Annotated in this window: 21 protein-coding genes; 10 read left to right on the top strand and 11 right to left on the bottom strand. The window is 52.0% G+C overall.

What is annotated here, in order from left to right; translation table 11 throughout:
• Positions 1-35: 35 nt before the first annotated feature.
• From groL to J4E70_RS09590, 3 genes are all read left to right on the top strand, one after another.
• Positions 36-1685 carry a chaperonin GroEL gene (gene groL / locus J4E70_RS09600; RefSeq protein ID WP_213888886.1) on the top strand — a complete coding sequence of 550 codons (1650 nt, stop codon included), beginning with the start codon at positions 36-38 and terminating at the stop codon, positions 1683-1685.
• Between the two features lie 106 nt (positions 1686-1791).
• Positions 1792-2229, top strand: coding sequence for a GNAT family N-acetyltransferase (locus J4E70_RS09595; RefSeq protein ID WP_213888885.1), 438 nt, complete (start codon positions 1792-1794; stop codon positions 2227-2229).
• A gap of 93 nt (positions 2230-2322) precedes the next feature.
• Positions 2323-3123 carry a DMT family transporter gene (locus J4E70_RS09590; RefSeq protein WP_213889094.1) on the top strand — a complete coding sequence of 267 codons (801 nt, stop codon included), beginning with the start codon at positions 2323-2325 and terminating at the stop codon, positions 3121-3123.
• Between the two features lie 33 nt (positions 3124-3156).
• Here J4E70_RS09590 and J4E70_RS09585 read toward each other — a convergent pair whose 3' ends face one another.
• A complete protein-coding gene (locus J4E70_RS09585; protein WP_213888884.1) occupies positions 3157-3621 on the bottom strand; it encodes an NUDIX domain-containing protein in 465 nt (154 codons plus the stop codon).
• Positions 3622-3698: 77 nt separating this feature from the next.
• Here J4E70_RS09585 and J4E70_RS09580 point away from each other — a divergent pair, with 77 nt between their 5' ends.
• The gene (locus tag J4E70_RS09580) at positions 3699-4430 is read left to right on the top strand and encodes an alpha/beta fold hydrolase (RefSeq protein ID WP_213888883.1); all 732 of its coding nucleotides are present in this window, start codon (positions 3699-3701) and stop codon (positions 4428-4430) included.
• A gap of 88 nt (positions 4431-4518) precedes the next feature.
• Here J4E70_RS09580 and J4E70_RS09575 read toward each other — a convergent pair whose 3' ends face one another.
• From J4E70_RS09575 to J4E70_RS09565, 3 genes are read right to left on the bottom strand one after another with little or no spacing between them, the layout of a single operon-like run.
• Complete coding sequence (locus J4E70_RS09575; protein WP_213888882.1) at positions 4519-5592, bottom strand: 5-(carboxyamino)imidazole ribonucleotide synthase; 1074 nt, start codon at positions 5590-5592, stop codon at positions 4519-4521.
• Entirely contained in the window at positions 5585-6073 is a 489-nt protein-coding gene (purE, locus tag J4E70_RS09570) for a 5-(carboxyamino)imidazole ribonucleotide mutase (protein WP_213888881.1), read from the bottom strand. The genes J4E70_RS09575 and purE overlap by 8 nt, the downstream gene beginning before the upstream one ends.
• Before the next feature lie 46 nt (positions 6074-6119).
• On the bottom strand, positions 6120-6338 hold the full coding sequence (locus J4E70_RS09565) for a YdcH family protein (protein WP_213888880.1): 219 nt from the start codon (positions 6336-6338) through the stop codon (positions 6120-6122).
• A 191-nt stretch (positions 6339-6529) separates the two neighbouring features.
• Here J4E70_RS09565 and J4E70_RS09560 point away from each other — a divergent pair, with 191 nt between their 5' ends.
• The 3 genes from J4E70_RS09560 to J4E70_RS09550 are packed head-to-tail and all read left to right on the top strand — an operon-like array spanning position 6530 to position 8075.
• Positions 6530-6943, top strand: a complete 414-nt coding sequence (locus tag J4E70_RS09560; protein WP_213888879.1) for an Hsp20 family protein — start codon at positions 6530-6532, stop codon at positions 6941-6943.
• 14 nt (positions 6944-6957) lie between these two features.
• Positions 6958-7185 (top strand): DUF1150 family protein, encoded by a 228-nt coding sequence (locus tag J4E70_RS09555; protein WP_213888878.1) that lies wholly within the window; start codon positions 6958-6960, stop codon positions 7183-7185.
• Positions 7185-8075 carry a PhzF family phenazine biosynthesis protein gene (locus J4E70_RS09550; protein ID WP_213888877.1) on the top strand — a complete coding sequence of 297 codons (891 nt, stop codon included), beginning with the start codon at positions 7185-7187 and terminating at the stop codon, positions 8073-8075. The genes J4E70_RS09555 and J4E70_RS09550 overlap by 1 nt, the downstream gene beginning before the upstream one ends.
• A gap of 132 nt (positions 8076-8207) precedes the next feature.
• Here the strand turns inward: J4E70_RS09550 and J4E70_RS09545 are convergent, their stop codons facing one another.
• Together J4E70_RS09545 and trxB are read right to left on the bottom strand one after the other, a co-directional pair.
• Positions 8208-9911: a bifunctional sulfate adenylyltransferase/adenylylsulfate kinase gene (locus J4E70_RS09545; protein WP_377608490.1), complete on the bottom strand. Its 1704-nt coding sequence runs from the start codon at positions 9909-9911 to the stop codon at positions 8208-8210.
• A 158-nt stretch (positions 9912-10069) separates the two neighbouring features.
• Positions 10070-11014, bottom strand: coding sequence for a thioredoxin-disulfide reductase (gene trxB, locus J4E70_RS09540; protein ID WP_213888875.1), 945 nt, complete (start codon positions 11012-11014; stop codon positions 10070-10072).
• Between the two features lie 188 nt (positions 11015-11202).
• On the opposite strand from trxB, the gene J4E70_RS09535 reads away from it, so the two are divergent.
• Entirely contained in the window at positions 11203-11703 is a 501-nt protein-coding gene (locus tag J4E70_RS09535) for an Lrp/AsnC family transcriptional regulator (protein ID WP_213888874.1), read from the top strand.
• Here the strand turns inward: J4E70_RS09535 and J4E70_RS09530 are convergent.
• The 5 genes from J4E70_RS09530 to lgt form a co-directional block, all read right to left on the bottom strand.
• Entirely contained in the window at positions 11700-12494 is a 795-nt protein-coding gene (locus J4E70_RS09530; protein WP_213888873.1) for a Hint domain-containing protein, read from the bottom strand. The two genes, J4E70_RS09535 and J4E70_RS09530, sit on opposite strands and share 4 nt — an antisense overlap.
• 281 nt (positions 12495-12775) lie before the next feature.
• Positions 12776-12925 (bottom strand): hypothetical protein, encoded by a 150-nt coding sequence (locus J4E70_RS09525; RefSeq protein ID WP_213888872.1) that lies wholly within the window; start codon positions 12923-12925, stop codon positions 12776-12778.
• Positions 12926-13230: 305 nt separating this feature from the next.
• The gene (gene pgeF / locus J4E70_RS09520) at positions 13231-13989 is read right to left on the bottom strand and encodes a peptidoglycan editing factor PgeF (protein WP_213888871.1); all 759 of its coding nucleotides are present in this window, start codon (positions 13987-13989) and stop codon (positions 13231-13233) included.
• The gene (locus J4E70_RS09515; protein ID WP_213888870.1) at positions 13986-15050 is read right to left on the bottom strand and encodes a class I SAM-dependent methyltransferase; all 1065 of its coding nucleotides are present in this window, start codon (positions 15048-15050) and stop codon (positions 13986-13988) included. The genes pgeF and J4E70_RS09515 overlap by 4 nt, the downstream gene beginning before the upstream one ends.
• The gene (gene lgt / locus J4E70_RS09510; RefSeq protein WP_213888869.1) at positions 15047-15931 is read right to left on the bottom strand and encodes a prolipoprotein diacylglyceryl transferase; all 885 of its coding nucleotides are present in this window, start codon (positions 15929-15931) and stop codon (positions 15047-15049) included. The genes J4E70_RS09515 and lgt overlap by 4 nt, the downstream gene beginning before the upstream one ends.
• A 107-nt stretch (positions 15932-16038) precedes the next feature.
• Here lgt and J4E70_RS09505 point away from each other — a divergent pair, with 107 nt between their 5' ends.
• The gene (locus J4E70_RS09505; protein ID WP_213889092.1) at positions 16039-16296 is read left to right on the top strand and encodes an accessory factor UbiK family protein; all 258 of its coding nucleotides are present in this window, start codon (positions 16039-16041) and stop codon (positions 16294-16296) included.
• Positions 16297-16568: 272 nt separating this feature from the next.
• Positions 16569-17072 carry a type III secretion system chaperone family protein gene (locus J4E70_RS09500; RefSeq protein WP_213888868.1) on the top strand — a complete coding sequence of 168 codons (504 nt, stop codon included), beginning with the start codon at positions 16569-16571 and terminating at the stop codon, positions 17070-17072.
• Positions 17073-17084 lie beyond the last annotated feature (12 nt).

Below are 17084 nucleotides of genomic sequence, written 5' to 3'. Positions count from 1 at the left end.
CTTCAAAATAGAAACAGACTTTAGGAGTTTGCAATATGGCTAAAGAAGTCAAATTCGATACCGATGCCCGCAATCGTATGTTGCGCGGCGTTAATATCCTCGCAGATGCTGTGAAAGTAACACTTGGTCCCAAAGGCCGTAACGTTGTTATCGACAAATCCTTTGGCGCACCACGCATCACCAAAGATGGTGTTACCGTTGCAAAAGAAATCGAGCTTGAAGACAAGTTCGAAAACATGGGCGCCCAGATGGTGAAAGAGGTTGCCTCTCGCACCAATGACGAAGCAGGCGACGGAACAACAACCGCGACTGTTCTGGCCCAAGCTATCGTTAAAGAAGGCCTGAAATCGGTTGCCGCTGGCATGAACCCAATGGACCTGAAGCGCGGTATCGACATCGCTGTTTCAAAAGTTGTTGAGTCGATTAAAGCTGCTTCGCGGGTTGTCAAAGACAGCGACGAAGTTGCTCAGGTTGGCACGATCTCTGCAAACGGCGAAGCTGAAATTGGCCGCCAAATCGCAGACGCTATGCAGCGCGTAGGCAACGAAGGTGTAATCACCGTCGAAGAAAACAAAGGTCTGGAAACAGAAACCGATGTTGTTGAAGGTATGCAGTTTGATCGTGGCTACCTGTCACCTTATTTTGTAACTAACCCTGACAAAATGATCGCAGATCTGGAAGACGTCGTCATCCTGCTGCACGAAAAGAAACTGTCTTCGCTTCAGCCAATGGTGCCGCTGCTCGAGGCTGTTATTCAGTCGCAAAAACCACTGCTTATCATTTCTGAAGATGTTGAAGGCGAAGCGCTTGCAACTCTCGTTGTTAACAAATTGCGTGGCGGATTGAAAATTGCAGCTGTTAAAGCACCTGGTTTCGGCGATCGCCGCAAAGCCATGTTGCAAGACATTGCTATCCTGACCGGTGGCCAGGTAATTTCTGATGATCTGGGCATGAAACTTGAATCTGTCACTATGGACATGCTGGGTTCTGCCAAAAAAGTCACCATCACCAAAGATGAAACAACAATCATCGACGGCGCTGGCGAAAAAGCAGAGATCGAAGCACGTGTTGCGCAGATCCGCGGTCAGATCGAAGAAACTTCTTCTGATTACGATCGTGAAAAACTGCAGGAACGTGTTGCGAAACTCGCAGGCGGTGTTGCAGTCATCCGTGTTGGCGGCATGACCGAAATCGAAGTGAAAGAGCGCAAAGACCGCGTAGACGATGCCCTGAACGCGACCCGTGCAGCCGTTCAAGAAGGTGTTATCGTTGGCGGTGGTGTTGCTCTGGTTCAGGCAGCAAAAACGCTCGAAGGGCTGACTGGCGATAACTCTGATCAAAACGCTGGTATTACGATCGTGCGTAAAGCACTCGAAGCACCGCTGCGTCAGATCGCAGAAAACGCTGGTGTTGACGGTGCTGTCGTAGCGGGCAAAGTCCGTGAAAGCACAGACCCGACCTTTGGCTTTAACGCTCAGACCGAAGAATATGGCGACATGTTCAAATTCGGCGTTATCGACCCTGCCAAAGTGGTTCGTACTGCACTCGAAGATGCGGCCTCTATCGCTGGCTTGCTGATCACAACCGAAGCTATGGTTGCTGACAAGCCTTCTAAAGAAGGTGCTGGCGCTGGTGGCGGTATGCCAGACATGGGTGGCATGGGCGGCATGGGCGGCATGATGTAAGTCACGCCAACCTGTTGGTTAACGGAAAGGGGTCTTTCGAGGCCCCTTTTCTTTTGCGCGTAGCAATCTTTATACATGGTAAGAATTTGAAGCCACTGAGAATACAATGAAGAACTGGCAGATAAGGCGGGCCCAGCCATCAGACGCAACTCAATTCAGAGAGTGTATTGCAGCCGCTTACGCAGCTTATCGCGACCGGATAGCTGATTTGCCTGCTGTGACCGAAGGAATTGAGGACGACATCGCAAACCACAATGTCTGGGTTGCTGAAAGTAACGGTGAAATTTGGGGTGGAATCGTCCTTGTTAACGAGGGTGCTGCCCTACGCCTCGCGAATATTGCGGTAGACCCCAAAGCAAAAGGGCAGGGACTAGGACGAGCCCTGATCTTGCTCGCGGAGCGCGAATGCATCGGGCTGGGATGTGCTGAAATGCGCCTTTCCACGCATGTTGGTATGCCGGAAAATGTTTCACTTTACATCCATCTTGGATGGCAAGAGGTTGAGCGAAGCGGAAACAAAGTCAAAATGTCGAAGACGTTCTAAGTCGCGGGCCTGCCCAAATTGGAAAGAAATGAAGTTAAAGTGAAAGCCTCGCACAACGGTCCTTTACGCCTGATCCTTCTTACAGTTCTGACGATGGTCGCCTTTGCGGCAAATTCTGTATTGAATCGCCTCGCTTTGGCAGATGGGGCAATCGGACCTTCTGGTTTTGCCTCGATCCGGTTGGTATCGGGGGCTTTAGCACTGGCCTTAATGGTCTGGGTGCGAAATGGGGCGAGTTCAAGCAGCCAGTTTGGGGGCATTACTGGGCCTCTTTCGCTTGTTTTATATATCATTGGGTTCTCGTTTGCCTATGTCACGCTAGAAGCTGGTGTTGGCGCGCTGATCCTATTTGGTGGTGTCCAGATCACAATGTTCGCGGGTGCAATACTTTCGTCTGAACGGCTTCCCCCAACGCGCTGGCTTGGGGCTGGGGTCGCGTTTGCCGGTCTGGTCTATCTGCTGTGGCCAGGGGGTGCCGCTGCTCCGGAAATCCTGGGTGCAATCCTTATGACAGCCGCAGCTCTGGGATGGGGTATCTATTCCCTTCATGGTCGAAAAGCAAAAGACCCGCTGGCGGCAACCGCTGTAAATTTTATACTCGCCGTGCCCTTGGGGCTGCTCCCATTGCTGGTTTTCCCAGATGTTTTGCCGATCACCTTTTGGGGCGTAGTCCTTGCTGTTCTTTCGGGTGTTGTAACATCAGGGCTTGGTTATGCTCTGTGGTACACGGTTCTTCCCCGGCTTGATGCGAGCATTGCTGCGGTCGCGCAGCTTACGGTGCCTATTATTGCATTGGCGGGCGGAATGGTTTTTCTGGGAGAGGCTCTTACCCTGAGGTTCCTGATCGCAGCGGTATTGGTTTTGGGTGGAATCGCGATTTCGATCCGGCGTTAGCATGTGCTTCACGCGTTCGACTACTTAAACATTTTATCGCACGATGAGCTCTATCGGGTCATAAGAAATCGCGTCGTCCTTGCTCCATGCAACATCTGCCAGACTGTCTGGCTTGAAACGAATATCCGACATGTCAGCCCGTGTGAAAAACTTACGACACGAAACAATACCTTCCGGGTCCTGCCACTTAATATCCAGAGAGCCAGATGTGATATGGCAACGAAAGTAAATGTCGACCTGATGAAAATCCCGCGATGGGTCGTGAAATTCATTGACGAGCGCAGGTGTGCCGACAGTGATTGAAAAGCCAGTTTCCTCGTAAACTTCCCGGATAAGGCTGTCGTGTAACGAGCTTCCGCGCTCAACTCCGCCACCCGGCGCGCACCATAGATCTGACAGGCCTGCAGGGTAAGCATTAACCAATAGCAACCTTTCTTCGTGCAATATGATCGCGCGCGCTGCCAGCCGTGGCGACTTTGAGCTGAGTAAATGGTCCATGGCCGCAGAATGCCTTTGAACCCCGGCGCGTACAAGTAGGTCTCGAAACCATCATTCAATTCACCTATATCACCTCAATGCGGTATCTCTTTACACTTCTGATCTTTGTTATGTGGCCGCTTCAGGCGGCTGCGGATTGCGTGATCCTTCTACATGGGTTGGCGCGTGGACCCGCATCACTGGCCGTGATGGAAGAGGCGCTGACACGGTCAGGGTATAAAACAGTTGTACCCGCTCATCGATCTACCAACGCGCCGATTGAAGAACTGGTTGCTGAAACGCTGCCCGAAGCAGTCGCAGCATGTGATGCGCAGCGAACACATTTTGTAACGCATTCCATGGGGGGAATACTTGTTCGGGCATGGCTTCAGAACAACCGACCTAAAACCATGGGTCGCGTCGTTATGCTTGCGCCTCCAAATCATGGCTCGGAACTGGTAGACGCTTTTGGCGATCTGGGTCCTTTTCGCTGGATAAATGGCCCAGCGGGGCTGGAACTTGGGACAGATTCAGAAAGCATGCCCAACCGTCTTGGCGCGGCCCGGTTCGAATTGGGTGTAATAGCGGGAAACCGATCGCTAAACCCGATTTACTCAGCCGTCATTACAGGACCTGATGATGGAAAGGTGGCGGTAGGTTCCACGCGGCTAGGCGGTATGGATGCCCATATTGTTCTGCCCGTGACACACACCTTCATGATGAACAACCCGCTGGTCGTGGCACAGACGATGCTGTTCCTGAGTGAGGGCCGGTTTGATAAAAATATGGGCTACAGCGAAGCGCTCTCTCGTCTTGCTGGCCAACCATAAATTTCTTTTTCCCATAAATATCCCCGCCGGAGGCAAAATCCTTAAAAAGGATTTTGCCTCCGGCGGGGATATTTATTGAAACTGGTGTTTAAGGTTTGCTTAACAGTCGGTTGACATGTCCCATCTTCCGGCCCGGTTTTACGTCGGCTTTTCCGTAAAGATGGATTGCGGCGTTTCGTTCCTTTGCGAGGGCTGGGACCATAGTTATATCTTCGCCAATCAAGTTCAGCATCTCGACATCGGAATGTCGTTGCCCATCACCTAAGGGCCAGCCAGAAACTGCGCGGATATGTTGTTCAAACTGGTCGATCACACAGCCGTTTTGCGTCCAGTGCCCCGAATTATGCACGCGAGGTGCAATTTCATTCACGATCAGGCCTGAATCAGTCACAAAAAGTTCGACGCCTAAAACACCAACATAATCGAGGGCGTTAAGGATGCGCCCTGCCAGTAAAACCGCGTCGGTTCTCAGAGCGTTGGAAATCTGCGCCGGAACGGTTGTTGTGTGTAAAATTCCGTCGTTATGGATGTTTTCGCCGGGATCGAAACAAGAGACGGCCCCATCGCTGTTACGCGCGCCAATAACTGAAATTTCGCGGCTGAAATCAACGAACCCTTCGAGTATTGATGGTGCATCAGCCATAGACGCATAGGCCGTTTCGGCTTCGCCCGGGGTCTTGATACGCACCTGGCCTTTCCCGTCATAGCCGAAACGACGGGTCTTTAAGATTGCAGGAGTGCCAATTCTGGCAATTGCGTTGTTGAGATTTGCAAGTGAGTCTACTGCCGCGAATGGCGCGGTGGCGAGGCCGAGACTTTGAAGGAATTCTTTTTCGACAAGCCTGTCTTGCGAGACTCGGAGCGCCTCGCGATTGGGGTGAATGGGGCGGTGGCTTTCCAGTATATCGAGTGCGGTTGTCGGGATGTTTTCAAATTCAAAGGTGATAAGATCTACCGCATCGGCGAAAGCCAACAACGCGGCCTTATCCTCGTAAGGAGCAGTCGTAACAGTGTCGCAGACCTGCCCTGCAGGTGGGTTCGCACCAGGCTCAAATATATGGGTTCTAAAGCCAAGTCGGGCCGCCGCAACCGAGAGCATCCGGCCAAGCTGACCGCCGCCTAAAATGCCAATGGTGGCGCCAGGCGCGAGTGAATCAGTCATCTTGGGGCATTTCCGGAATAGAGTTAGACAGGGCGTCACGCCAGGCGTCGAGACGGGATGCAATTTCCGTGTCATGAATTGCAAGAATACCCGCCGCCATCAGGCCAGCATTTGCAGCACCAGCTTCCCCGATTGCCATGGTGGCAACCGGGTAGCCTTTGGGCATTTGCAAGATGGAATAGAGACTATCCACACCGGACAGAGCTTTTGTCTGTACGGGGACACCAACGACAGGCACTCGGGTTTTGGACGCCATCATACCCGGCAGATGAGCGGCCCCTCCAGCACCTGCAATGATGACACTTAGTCCCCTTGAGACAGCGGTTTTGCCATATTCCCAGAGCCGGTCAGGCGTGCGGTGCGCAGAAACGATCTTTGTCTCATATGTGATGCCCAGTTCATCCAGAATGTCGGCTGCGGCTTTCATGGTCGCCCAGTCCGACTGGCTGCCCATGATAATGCCTACTTTGATCTTTGCCATCTCGTACCCCGTTTAAAGGAAGCGGCACTATAGCGATCCTCAGCGCTTAAGCAATGATGTCTGGTGTTAGCTCATTTTCGATTTTCTGGATTCGATCTTTCAGCGCCAGTTTTTGCTTTTTCAACCGGCGCAGTTGCAACTGGTCTGATGTTCCTCTTTCCACCAGGGCATGGATTGCATCATCCAGATCACGATGCTCCGAGCGCAATACTTCAAGTTTAACCCGCAGGACCTCTTCGTGGTTCATTTCCGATGAAGTATTCATCTGAGGGCACTACCTGTGTGATGACTGATTTTTTTTCTACTCTGCTTTTCATAGTATCCTTTTTGCAGGTGCGCGGAAAGAGTTTCGCTAGACCAAACACCTTGCAGATCATTAAAAGACGACCCATATCTAAAACGAAGGGTCGCCATAATGGGGCCTGCCCACACAGTCGCTGCAAACAGGACGTGTCTATGACAAAACTAACTTTGGGGTCGCACCCTTTTCTCTTGGGCTTTGACGAGCTCGAACGCCTTGTAGAGCGGACTGCCAAGTCCGGTAATGATGGCTATCCACCGTTCAACATCGAGCAGACCAGCGAAAACAGTTTTCGAATTACTTTAGCCGTCGCCGGATTTTCCGAGGATGATTTGTCAATCACGATTGAAGACAACCAATTGGTTGTGCGCGGACGGCAGAAAGACGACAGCGATGGGCGTGTTTACTTGCATCGTGGCATTGCTGCACGCCAGTTCCAGCGGGCTTTTGTTTTGGCCGATGGGGTAGAAGTTGGCGGCGCTAAAACGGAAAACGGTTTGCTGCATGTTGATCTGAACCGGTCCAAACCCGAGACCATTGTTCAGACCATCAAGATTAACAAAAACTAAGAAGGGGAATTGGAATGGATACGAAATTCGATTTTGGCCCCGAAAGGGAAGATCGCATCGTCTACGTACGTTCTGTGGACGTTGCCGATTTACCTGACGAGGTTCAGGCCCAGGCAAATGGGGCAAAAGAGCTGTTTGCCGTTTGTAATTCTGAAGGAGAGCAACTGGCGCTGGTTGCCGACAGAAAACTTGCGTTTGTACTTGCGCGCCAAAATGACTTTGCGCCGGTTTCTGTACATTGATGCGTTACCAGTTTGACTGGGTGGATGCCTTCACCAGCCAGCCTTTTGGCGGCAACGGCTGTGTCGTTGTGCATGGGGCAGATGCGTTAGAAATCGCGGATCGGCTGGCTCTGGTTCGTGAAACCTCTTTGTCGGAATGTGCGTATCTGGTTGCTTCGGACGTTGCTGATTTTGGGGCGCGGTATTACTTGGCGGACAAGGAAATCCTGATGGCGGGGCATCCGACCGTGGCGACCGTGGCTTCATTGTTAGACCGAGGGATGGTGACACTGACCAATGGGCGTGCTGAATTCAGCTTGGAGGTGGGTGCGGGAGTATTGCCCATCGAGGTCGAGGATCGCCCCGAAGGCCCCCTGATTACCATGACACAGATGGCTCCAAAATTTGGTGCAACGCATGATCCTGGCAAGATTGCAAAGTTAATGTCCCTCAGGGAAACAGATGTTTTGGGTAGTCCACAGACTGTTTCAACAGGTACACCGTTTTGCGTCACGCTGTTGAAGGATAAAGATGCGCTGCGAAGGGCTACACTGATGCCGGAAGCGTGGCAGGAAATGAACCCCCCGGGTACTCCACGCGCTGATCTGATAGAGCCATTTTTAGTCACCATGGGTGGTGAAACGGAAGCAGGTGATACATTTTCGCGGCTTTTGCTGCCCAAGCCGATGCCCCCAGAAGATCCTTTTACCGGGTCTGCTACCGGATGCATGGCTGCTTACCTCTGGCACCACGGTATTATTGAAAAGCCAAGGTTTACAGCAGAGCAGGGCCATTGGATGGGGCGCCCCGGCCAGGCTGAGGTTGACGTAATGGGACCACGCGATGCGATTGCCGGGGTCAAAGTATCAGGTCAAGGCAGGGTCGTGATGCGCGGCGAACTTCTGATTTAAATGTTCGTGGTTGTTTTCAGGGTAAGCAAGGTAGGACCGCACGTAAGAGGTGTTTCAAAAAGGAAAAAGCCCCGGAAGGACCGGAGCTTTTAACGTTGTAGATTGCTTAATACCTTAGGCGGATACCGTGATCTAACCCGCAATCAACCCCATGCTTTCGAGTTTCAAAATCACTTGATGCGCACAGTTATCCACATCAATATTTATAGTATCAACAGCAAGTTCCGGGTTTTCCGGTACGTCGTAAGGGTCTGAAATACCTGTGAATTCCTTGATCTTGCCTTCGCGGGCCAATTTGTAAAGTCCCTTGCGATCACGTTTTTCACATTCTTCAATGCTGGTCGCGACATGTACTTCGACAAAGGCACCAAAGGCTTCAACATCTTCGCGAACAGCGCGGCGGGTTGTTGCATAAGGCGCAATTGGCGCACAAATGGCGATACCACCGTTCTTGGTGATTTCGGATGCTACATAACCAATGCGTCGAATGTTCAGATCTCGGTGTTCTTTGGAGAAGCCGAGTTCGGAGCTGAGGTTCTTACGAACGATGTCACCATCAAGCAATGTCACAGGACGTCCACCCATTTCCATCAGCTTGACCATCAGTGCGTTCGCGATCGTTGATTTGCCTGAGCCGGAAAAACCGGTGAAGAAAACAGTAAATCCTTGCTGTGCCCGTGGTGGCCGGGTTTTGCGAAGCTCGGTAACGACTTCGGGAAAGGAAAACCATTCGGGAATTTCAAGGCCTTCGGAAAGACGGCGGCGCAGTTCTGTCCCTGAAATGTTAAGAACGGTTACGCCCTCTTCGATTTCATCAGCCGGCTCATACTGGGCGCGTTCCTGAACATAAACCATATGTTTGAAATCAACCATTTCAACGCCGATTTCGTCCTGACACTTGCGGAACAACTCCTGAGCGTCGTAAGGGCCGTAAAAATCTTCACCGCCAGAGTTTTTGCCTGGGCCAGCATGGTCGCGGCCAACGATGAAATGGGTGCATCCGTGGTTGGCGCGGATCAGGCCGTGCCAGACAGCCTCGCGCGGGCCACCCATACGCATAGCAAGGTTCAGCAGGCTCATGGAAGTCGTTGACGACGGGTATTTGTCAAGCACCGCCTCGTAGCAACGCACACGCGTGAAATGGTCTACATCGCCGGGCTTTGTCATACCGACAACCGGGTGGATCAGCAGGTTGGCCTGTGCTTCTTTTGCGGCACGGAAGGTCAGTTCCTGATGGGCGCGATGCAGTGGGTTGCGGGTTTGAAAGGCAACGACACGGCGCCAGCCAACTTTGCGGAAAAATGTGCGAAGCTCGTTTGGTGTGTCGCGGCGACCGCGGAAATCATAGTGGACAGGTTGCTGGATGCCGGTGATTGGTCCGCCAATGTAAATTTTACCAGCCTGATTGTGCAAATAATTTACAGCCGGATGTGCGATGTCATCTGCGCCATAAACCTTCTCAGCCTCAAGGGACTTGTTCGGCTCCCAGTTGTCTGTGACGGACATGATGGCGAGAATAACACCTTCCTGATCACGCAGCGCAATGTCCTGTCCAACCTCTATCTTGCTGGCAAAGTCTTCGCTTACATCAAGCGTGACTGGCATTGGCCACAGTGCGCCATTGGCAAGCCGCATATTTTCTACAACGCTGGTGTAGTCTTCTTCGCTAAGGAACCCTTTGAGCGGGTTAAATCCGCCATTCATCAGAAGCTCCAGATCGCAAATCTGGCGCGGCGTAAGATCCCATGACGTGAGTTCTGCCGCCTCAAGTTTTAGTTTCTGCGCGGACTCATACGAAACATACAGCTCCGGAACAGGGGCAAGATTGGACATCATCATCGGTTACTCACAGTTTTTAATTTGGACAAATTGACCGCGAAAAGAACGCGTGTTAGGTGCGGACTAGCCCGTGTTTAAGGTGAAATTCAAGCTAAGCTACAGTAGTTTTTAAAAATTGAGGCTAAAAGGTCTCCAAAACCCGGGAAACTGGGACATTATCCCTCATCCTCTGACAAAAAACGCTCAGCTTCCAGCGCGGCCATGCATCCCATTCCTGCAGATGTGACTGCCTGGCGGTATTTATAGTCGGTCAGATCACCCGCTGCGAAGATTCCGGGAATAGAAGTTGCCGTCGAGTCGGGTTTGGTAACCACGTAGCCACCCATATGAGTTTCAAGTGTATCTTTGACCAGTTCATTTGCAGGCGCGTGCCCAATCGCAATGAAGACACCCTTGCAAGGGATTTCCGTGATTTCGCCTGTTTTGACGTTTTTCGTCCGCACACCTGTTACGCCCAAAGGCGTATCATCTCCGACAACTTCAACGAGTTCGTTGAACCAAAGCGGATGGATTTTTTCGTTCTTAAAAAGCCTGTCCTGCAGAATCTTTTCAGAGCGCAGCTCGTCGCGGCGGTGGATCAAGGTAACCTTTGAGGCAAAATTCGTTAGAAAAAGCGCTTCTTCAACAGCTGTATTGCCGCCGCCAACGACGACAATTTCCTCTCCACGATAGAAAAATCCGTCACAGGTGGCGCAGGCCGAAACGCCAAACCCTTTGAACTTTTCTTCAGTCTCCAGCCCCAGCCATTTGGCGCGTGCACCGGTTGCGAGGATTACTGCATCCGCCAAGTACACTGTTCCGCTGTCGCTTTGTGCCGTAAAGGGGCGCTTGGACATATCGAGACTTGTGATGATGTCGCTGATGATCTCTGTTCCCACTGCGCGCGCATGGGCTTCCATGTTCGTCATCAGATCGGGACCCTGAATTTCGGTATTGCCAGGCCAGTTTTCAACTTCGGTCGTGGTGGTAAGCTGCCCACCGGGTTCAATACCCTGCACCAAAATCGGATTAAGCATTGCACGGCTTGCGTATACCGCAGCGGTATACCCAGCAGGGCCGGAGCCGATGATCAAAACTTTGGTGTGACGTGTCTCAGCCATATTGGGCCTCATTGCTATCTGTTTCTTGCTGGATATAGACGCCCTGCGAGGGCGATAAAACCCCTTGCAAACCTGCTATGTCTAATTCGCTTGAAAATTGGCGTTGGAATAATTTAATTGCGCAGTCTTGAAATATAATTGCGTGAGGGATACGTCTCGCATACAATTTGGAAAACCAGAGGGAAATCATGGCTGGCTCAAAACTTGATCCGATTGATCGAAAGATTCTTGCCGAGTTGCAAGCGGATGGACGCATGACAAATGTTGAGCTTGCCAAGCGTGTCGGCATTTCTGCACCCCCGTGCCTGCGCCGGGTCAGAACGCTTGAGGAATCAGGGTTCATTCGTGGATACCACGCAGATGTTGATTCTCGCGAACTGGGCTTTGAAGTTCAGGTTTTTGCGATGGTTGGGCTGGTCAGCCAGGCAGAAGCGGATCTTTCAGCCTTCGAAAAACTTTGCCGGGCATGGCCGCTTGTGCGGGAATGCCATATGTTGAACGGAGAGGTGGATTTCGTGCTCAAATGCGTTGCTCCGGACCTGTCCACCTTCCAGAGTTTTTTGACCGAACAACTTACAGCAGCAGACAACGTTGCAAGCGTTAAAACGTCTCTGGTGATCCGCTGTGCCAAGGACTTGCCGGGCGTGCCTTTCGAAATTCTAGAGGCACGCCTGACCCAAACAGCCTAGGCCGCGTGAAACTGTTCCATATCTTCCCGAGACAGCCTTGGGTAAGAGACAGGTCCAAAATCATCCAAAGAATTCACCTGCGGGAACAAGCTCAGGAACAGGCGCAGCATGTCGCCCGAGAGCCGCATTTCTGCCGTGAGACCCGGATGGTAGCTTTCACATTCAAGACCGTTCACCCGGATGATCTGGTGGTTTTTGAACGCCAGGTGAAAGACCTGAACGGGTGTTGCAGGGCAGACTGAAATCACCGACTCACCGTCTGTGAACCCCGAGGCGGGCAGAACAGCTTTGTCTGATCCACAAGCTTCGGGCAGACGAGAGTTTTTCTGAAAGAGATTCGCCGCGGGCCCAAGCAAAAGATCAGGTGATGGGCGACCAAATCCAAGACTGTCGGCCGAAAAACGCGTCAGCCGGGTCATTCGCTTTGATTGCCCCTTGGCGTTCGGAATCAACGACATTGAGCCCACCCAAAGCAATGTCTGCATGCCGTTATCAACGGTTTGAATGCGATCACCCGGCATCAGATCTTCAACAGCAGTTGATCCGAATTCGGTAGTCACAAGGGTGCCGCGTGCAAAAGCGCAGAACGCATCTTCGAATAATGGAAGCGCAGGCGCAACTTGTTCTAGCGTCTCAATATCACCAGTCTCTGTCAGATATGTTGCGTGGTAGCGGCGCATCATTAAGGTACTTCTACGTTGAGGCGCTTCTTTGCGTTTGCCAATTTGCGATATCGCATGCGGGATGCGTGGCTCCGCCATTCTTCCGGCGGTTGGGTGGGGCATAGGCATGTGGCCTTCCTTTCGGCAGTCTCACATCTGTATCGGCCCCCACCGAAATACACAGAATAGGCGTAAACGATGATGGCAGAACAGAATGAATGTCAATGAAAGGTGAATCTTTGATCCGGAAGTGCAGCTAATGCGGTTTTTTCTTCATGGACTGTTTCCCCATCCCTGAACAATCCGCCACATTCCCGCCACATTTGCCCGGGCAAAAATGGTTAACAATTCACGAATCAGAAAGGCCACCGGAGTGCGGCGGCCTGTTCAAAACTCGATTAGGTGTTTGCTTAAGCGCGGGCGGATTTTGTTTGCTCAGACAGTGCGCGTCTGCGGGCGATCATTTCGCCACGGCGTGCACCACGTGCCCAGGGCATCTTCACCTCGGTGACAGTTGCTTCTTTCAAAACCGACTTTAACCAACGTTTCTCAGTCTGCATCATTTTCTCCCGCTCGTAGCTCGCCATCAAACGCGCCACATATCAATTGCCCCGCAGGGTTTGTTTTCTTGCTGACTCTTATAATAGCGCTCAATGCGGCGCGGGTTTGGCAAAATCAGCAATTCTTTGAAAGAGTTTAAAGAAAATGAAGCGTCACCAAGCACAGGCAGCATCATATTGTTTTTCTTGCGTTTTGTCGCTTCATTCGCAACAATTATAGATGAGAAAGGTGGATTGTTCTCGTTAATGGGGCCAAAATATGGCGCTGATCCACTCTACCACCGCCAATTCGGCCCGGTCGAATATCACAGGCGGATTGAAGAAATCAGGCGACCATAATCTGCTTGGTTCGCGTGAACTGAACGACGATATGAAAAAAATCTCGAGGAATCAGCGTATGTGCAATGGCCGGTCCATTCGGCTGTTCCGACGCCTGCATCTCGCAACCGATGCAAACCGAAAGACGGTAAATCAAACTGCATCCGGTCACCGTTTCCTCCTGCAAAGAACCGGCTATGCTCGGGATCTTCTGACATAAACATTTCAAAAAATTCAGGGCCAACTTCGTAGGAACGCTGACTTATTGTCGGGCCGATGACCGCGTTTATATTGTTTCTCGATGCGCCAAGTTCTTCCATTGCGTCAATCGTGGCCTCGAGCACGCCATTTAACGCACCTTTCCACCCCGCATGCGCCGCTCCAATAACTTGCGCGTCATGATCGGCAAACAAGACGGGCTGGCAGTCAGCGGTCAACACAGAAAGTGCTATACCCGGAGTCGCCGTGACAGCGGCATCTGCTTTTGGTGGCGTGCCACTCCGCGGGCCGTTGACCTTGATCACGTCCGAAGAATGTACCTGATGAAAGTTGATCAACAGGTCAGGCTCGACATCCATCGCGCTTGCGACGCGATGCCGGTTGATCGTAACGCAATTAGACTGATCTGATGAACCATATCCGCAGTTCAATCCGTCGAACACACCAGATGATGTTCCACCTCTTCGTGTAAAGAAGCCATGGCGAAGTGGGGTCAGTGTGTCACTGGTCAGGATTTCAAGAGTCATAAGTCAAATCCGGGTGGTGGTTTGCAACCTTTTGGATAAATCGATATTGCCTTGAAAAGGGTTCCCATTTCTTGTGGGTGCGTCAAGCGCCTATGTGCAGCAATATGGCTTTTAAGCGAGTCACCCGTTAAATTTTTAGCGATTGTCTGTGCGCGTACTGTAATACCAAGCCTTTCAAGAAGAACACCCTGCGTTGTTATCTTTGTAACACAAGCGCCTTGCGCAGCATTCGCCAGGGTCTCAAAATCCACATGGGCGGTGAGGTCTGCTTCCCCCGGGTTTGCGAGCACCGGATCAACTGCGTGGTTCTTCAGTGCCTGTAACGTATCGCCAAGCGAGTGCCAATCGCCATAGTCAACAATCAGTGCCGCCCCACCGTTTCCGGCGATGCGGCTTGCGATCTCTGATGTGATTGCTGCGGCAGCCGCGCAATGCTCCACAAGATCGCCTTCCTTTGTATCAGAAAGTCGGTGGTTTAAGCCCGGAACTGGAACTGCTTCGCCCGCACCAAGCACCAATTGCCCCTTCTCAATTCCAACCCGGCGTTCACGCCAGCCATTTCCCGAACGAATAAACTGCCGGATTGGCAGCGCGTCGAAAAACTCATTTGCGAGCAGAAAGAGCGGAGCATCAGGTAGCGTAGATATCGTGTCGTGCCAATCGACCCTGTGTTCAGACAAGGTTTCTCGTTGGCGTTCACGTAATGTGGACGACGCCTCGATCAGGTGAATTTCTGCGGCGGCATGAAACCCTGAAACAGAGCGAGTTACACGCAGAATATCAGCCATTAGGGTTCCACGTCCGGGGCCTATTTCAGCAAGCAGAAAGGGTGTCGGGGCCCCCTGGTCCAGCCAGCTTTGCGCCAGGCAAAGCCCAAGCAACTCACCAAACATCTGACTGATTTCAGGGGCAGTCGTGAAATCGCCGCGTGCCCCAAAGGGGTCGCGGGTTGCATAGTAGCCGTGCTCGGGATGCAAAAGGCAATCCGCCATAAACTCCGCTATCGTTAGCGGACCGTTTCGGCTGATCCGTTCAATGAGAAGGGATATCAGCGGCGTCATGAACGCGTTCTGGCAAACCTGATCATGGCCAGCCCAAACAGGATCATCGGAAATGAAAGAAGTTGGCCCATGGACATTCCACCGGATCCGATTTGCAGGATGTATCCCATAGGGTTGTCTGGCGTTATGAATTGCGCATCAGCCTGACGGAAGAATTCAACGATGAAACGCGAAACTCCGTAGACGACGAAAAACATGCCCGTAATCTGACCGGGGGTCCGGAGCCACTCACGACCCCACGCAAGGTAAAGCAGCAATCCGCCGAGCAACAATCCTTCAAGCCCGGCTTCATAAAGCTGCGAGGGGTGCCGCGCGCAAAGGGCCATGACATCCGGGCAATTCTGCGCTGCGTCGCCTGGGAATGCGACCCCCCAGGGCAGGTCAGTTGGACGCCCCCAAAGTTCAGCATTGATGAAATTTGCAATGCGACCCAGAAATAATCCCGGTGCCGTGGCAAGGGCCATCGTGTCCGCAACACTCAGTTTTGGCAGCATATTTCGCCGGCAAAATAAGAACCCGGCCAACGCAACACCCAGCATGCCGCCGTGAAATGACATACCGCCCTGCCAGACCATCAAAATCTCTACTGGGTTGCTCAGGTAGTAGCCGGGTTGATAGAAAAGAACAAAACCCAGACGCCCCCCAAGCACGATCCCCAGAACGACCCAAGTCAGCAATTCTTCGATTTGTTCCGCCGTCATGGGCGGTACTGATGCGGGCCACAAACGAGGCGTACGTATTGCCCTGAGCGCGATGCGCCAGCCGATAACGATGCCGACAATATAGGCCATCGCATACCAGCGTAGCGAAAAGGCATAGTCACCCAGATTTATTGTAAAAATGTCGGGCCCGATGTCGGGAAAGGGTATAATCGCATTCATAGTCACTTCCTGCCTGTCGTGGTGCGGCGAAGTCAACCTTGCGATTTCACCTTTATCGCCCCATATAGGTTTCGAATGAGGCCATGAAAACCAGACCCGAGGACGTTATGCAAAGCCGCAACAAAGTATTCGACGATATTTCGCAACTTATGACCAATGCGATGGGCGTAGCTCAGGGCGCCAAGGACGAAGCTGAAACAGCGATGAAAAGCTTGGTTGATCGTTGGATGGCTGATCGTGACTTTGTGAGCCGCGATGAATTTGATGCCGTTCGCGCCATGGCCCAAAAGGCCCGCGAGGAAAATGATGCCCTAGAAGCGCGTATTGTTGCGCTGGAAGCCAAATTTGACGATCAGGGCAAATAGCACGGTCATTGTAATATTATTTGTTATAGGCACCTGTCTGGGTGCGCTTTTTCTGGTTAACACATTGTTAACGGGAGAAATTGCGTGTTGTGGATAACTCGCTTTTTACAAGTTCTCTGGGGATAACCCAAAAAAACACCTTTACAGGATTCCGCTCTCGGTACACCATATCTGGTAAGGATGACGGTAACATCTGCTCATCCTTGTGTAGACACCCAGTTTCTTGTGGGCTGCCACCCACATGAGGCAAAAAGAGCAAGAGAGGCCGGGCAATGTCACTTACAGAGCAGTATTATGAGACCGAAGACCTACACCCGATCGACATCGTTGAAAACCTAGCAGAACACCACGAGTGGGATTTTGACCGTGTCGCGGATGATCAGATCGCGATGGCGGTTGAAGGTCAGTGGCGCACCTATTCCATTACGCTGGCCTGGTCAGGCTATGATGAAACACTACGCCTGATTTGCACGTTCGAGATGGAACCGCCAGAACACCGTCTGCCAGAACTGTTTGAAATACTGAACATCATCAATGACAGGTGTTGGGCTGGCGCTTTCACGTATTGGCACGACCAGCGTCTGATGGTTTACCGGTATGGTCTGGTTCTTTCCGGGGGGCAATCCGCTGGTCACGAACAGATCACCAATATGATCAACAGTGCCGTATCGTCGGCTGAACGTTTCTATCCCGCGTTCCAATTGGTTGGATGGGGAGACCGGACACCTGCAGAAGCCATGCAAGTCGCCATTGCAGAGGCCTACGGCCGAGCCTAATCTGATCCCAGC

Source organism: Pseudohalocynthiibacter aestuariivivens, assembly GCF_018457175.1.
Lineage (GTDB): Bacteria > Pseudomonadota > Alphaproteobacteria > Rhodobacterales > Rhodobacteraceae > Pseudohalocynthiibacter > Pseudohalocynthiibacter aestuariivivens.
Note: the sequence above shows the minus strand (reverse complement) of the source record. Positions and strands in the feature narration are given on the sequence as shown.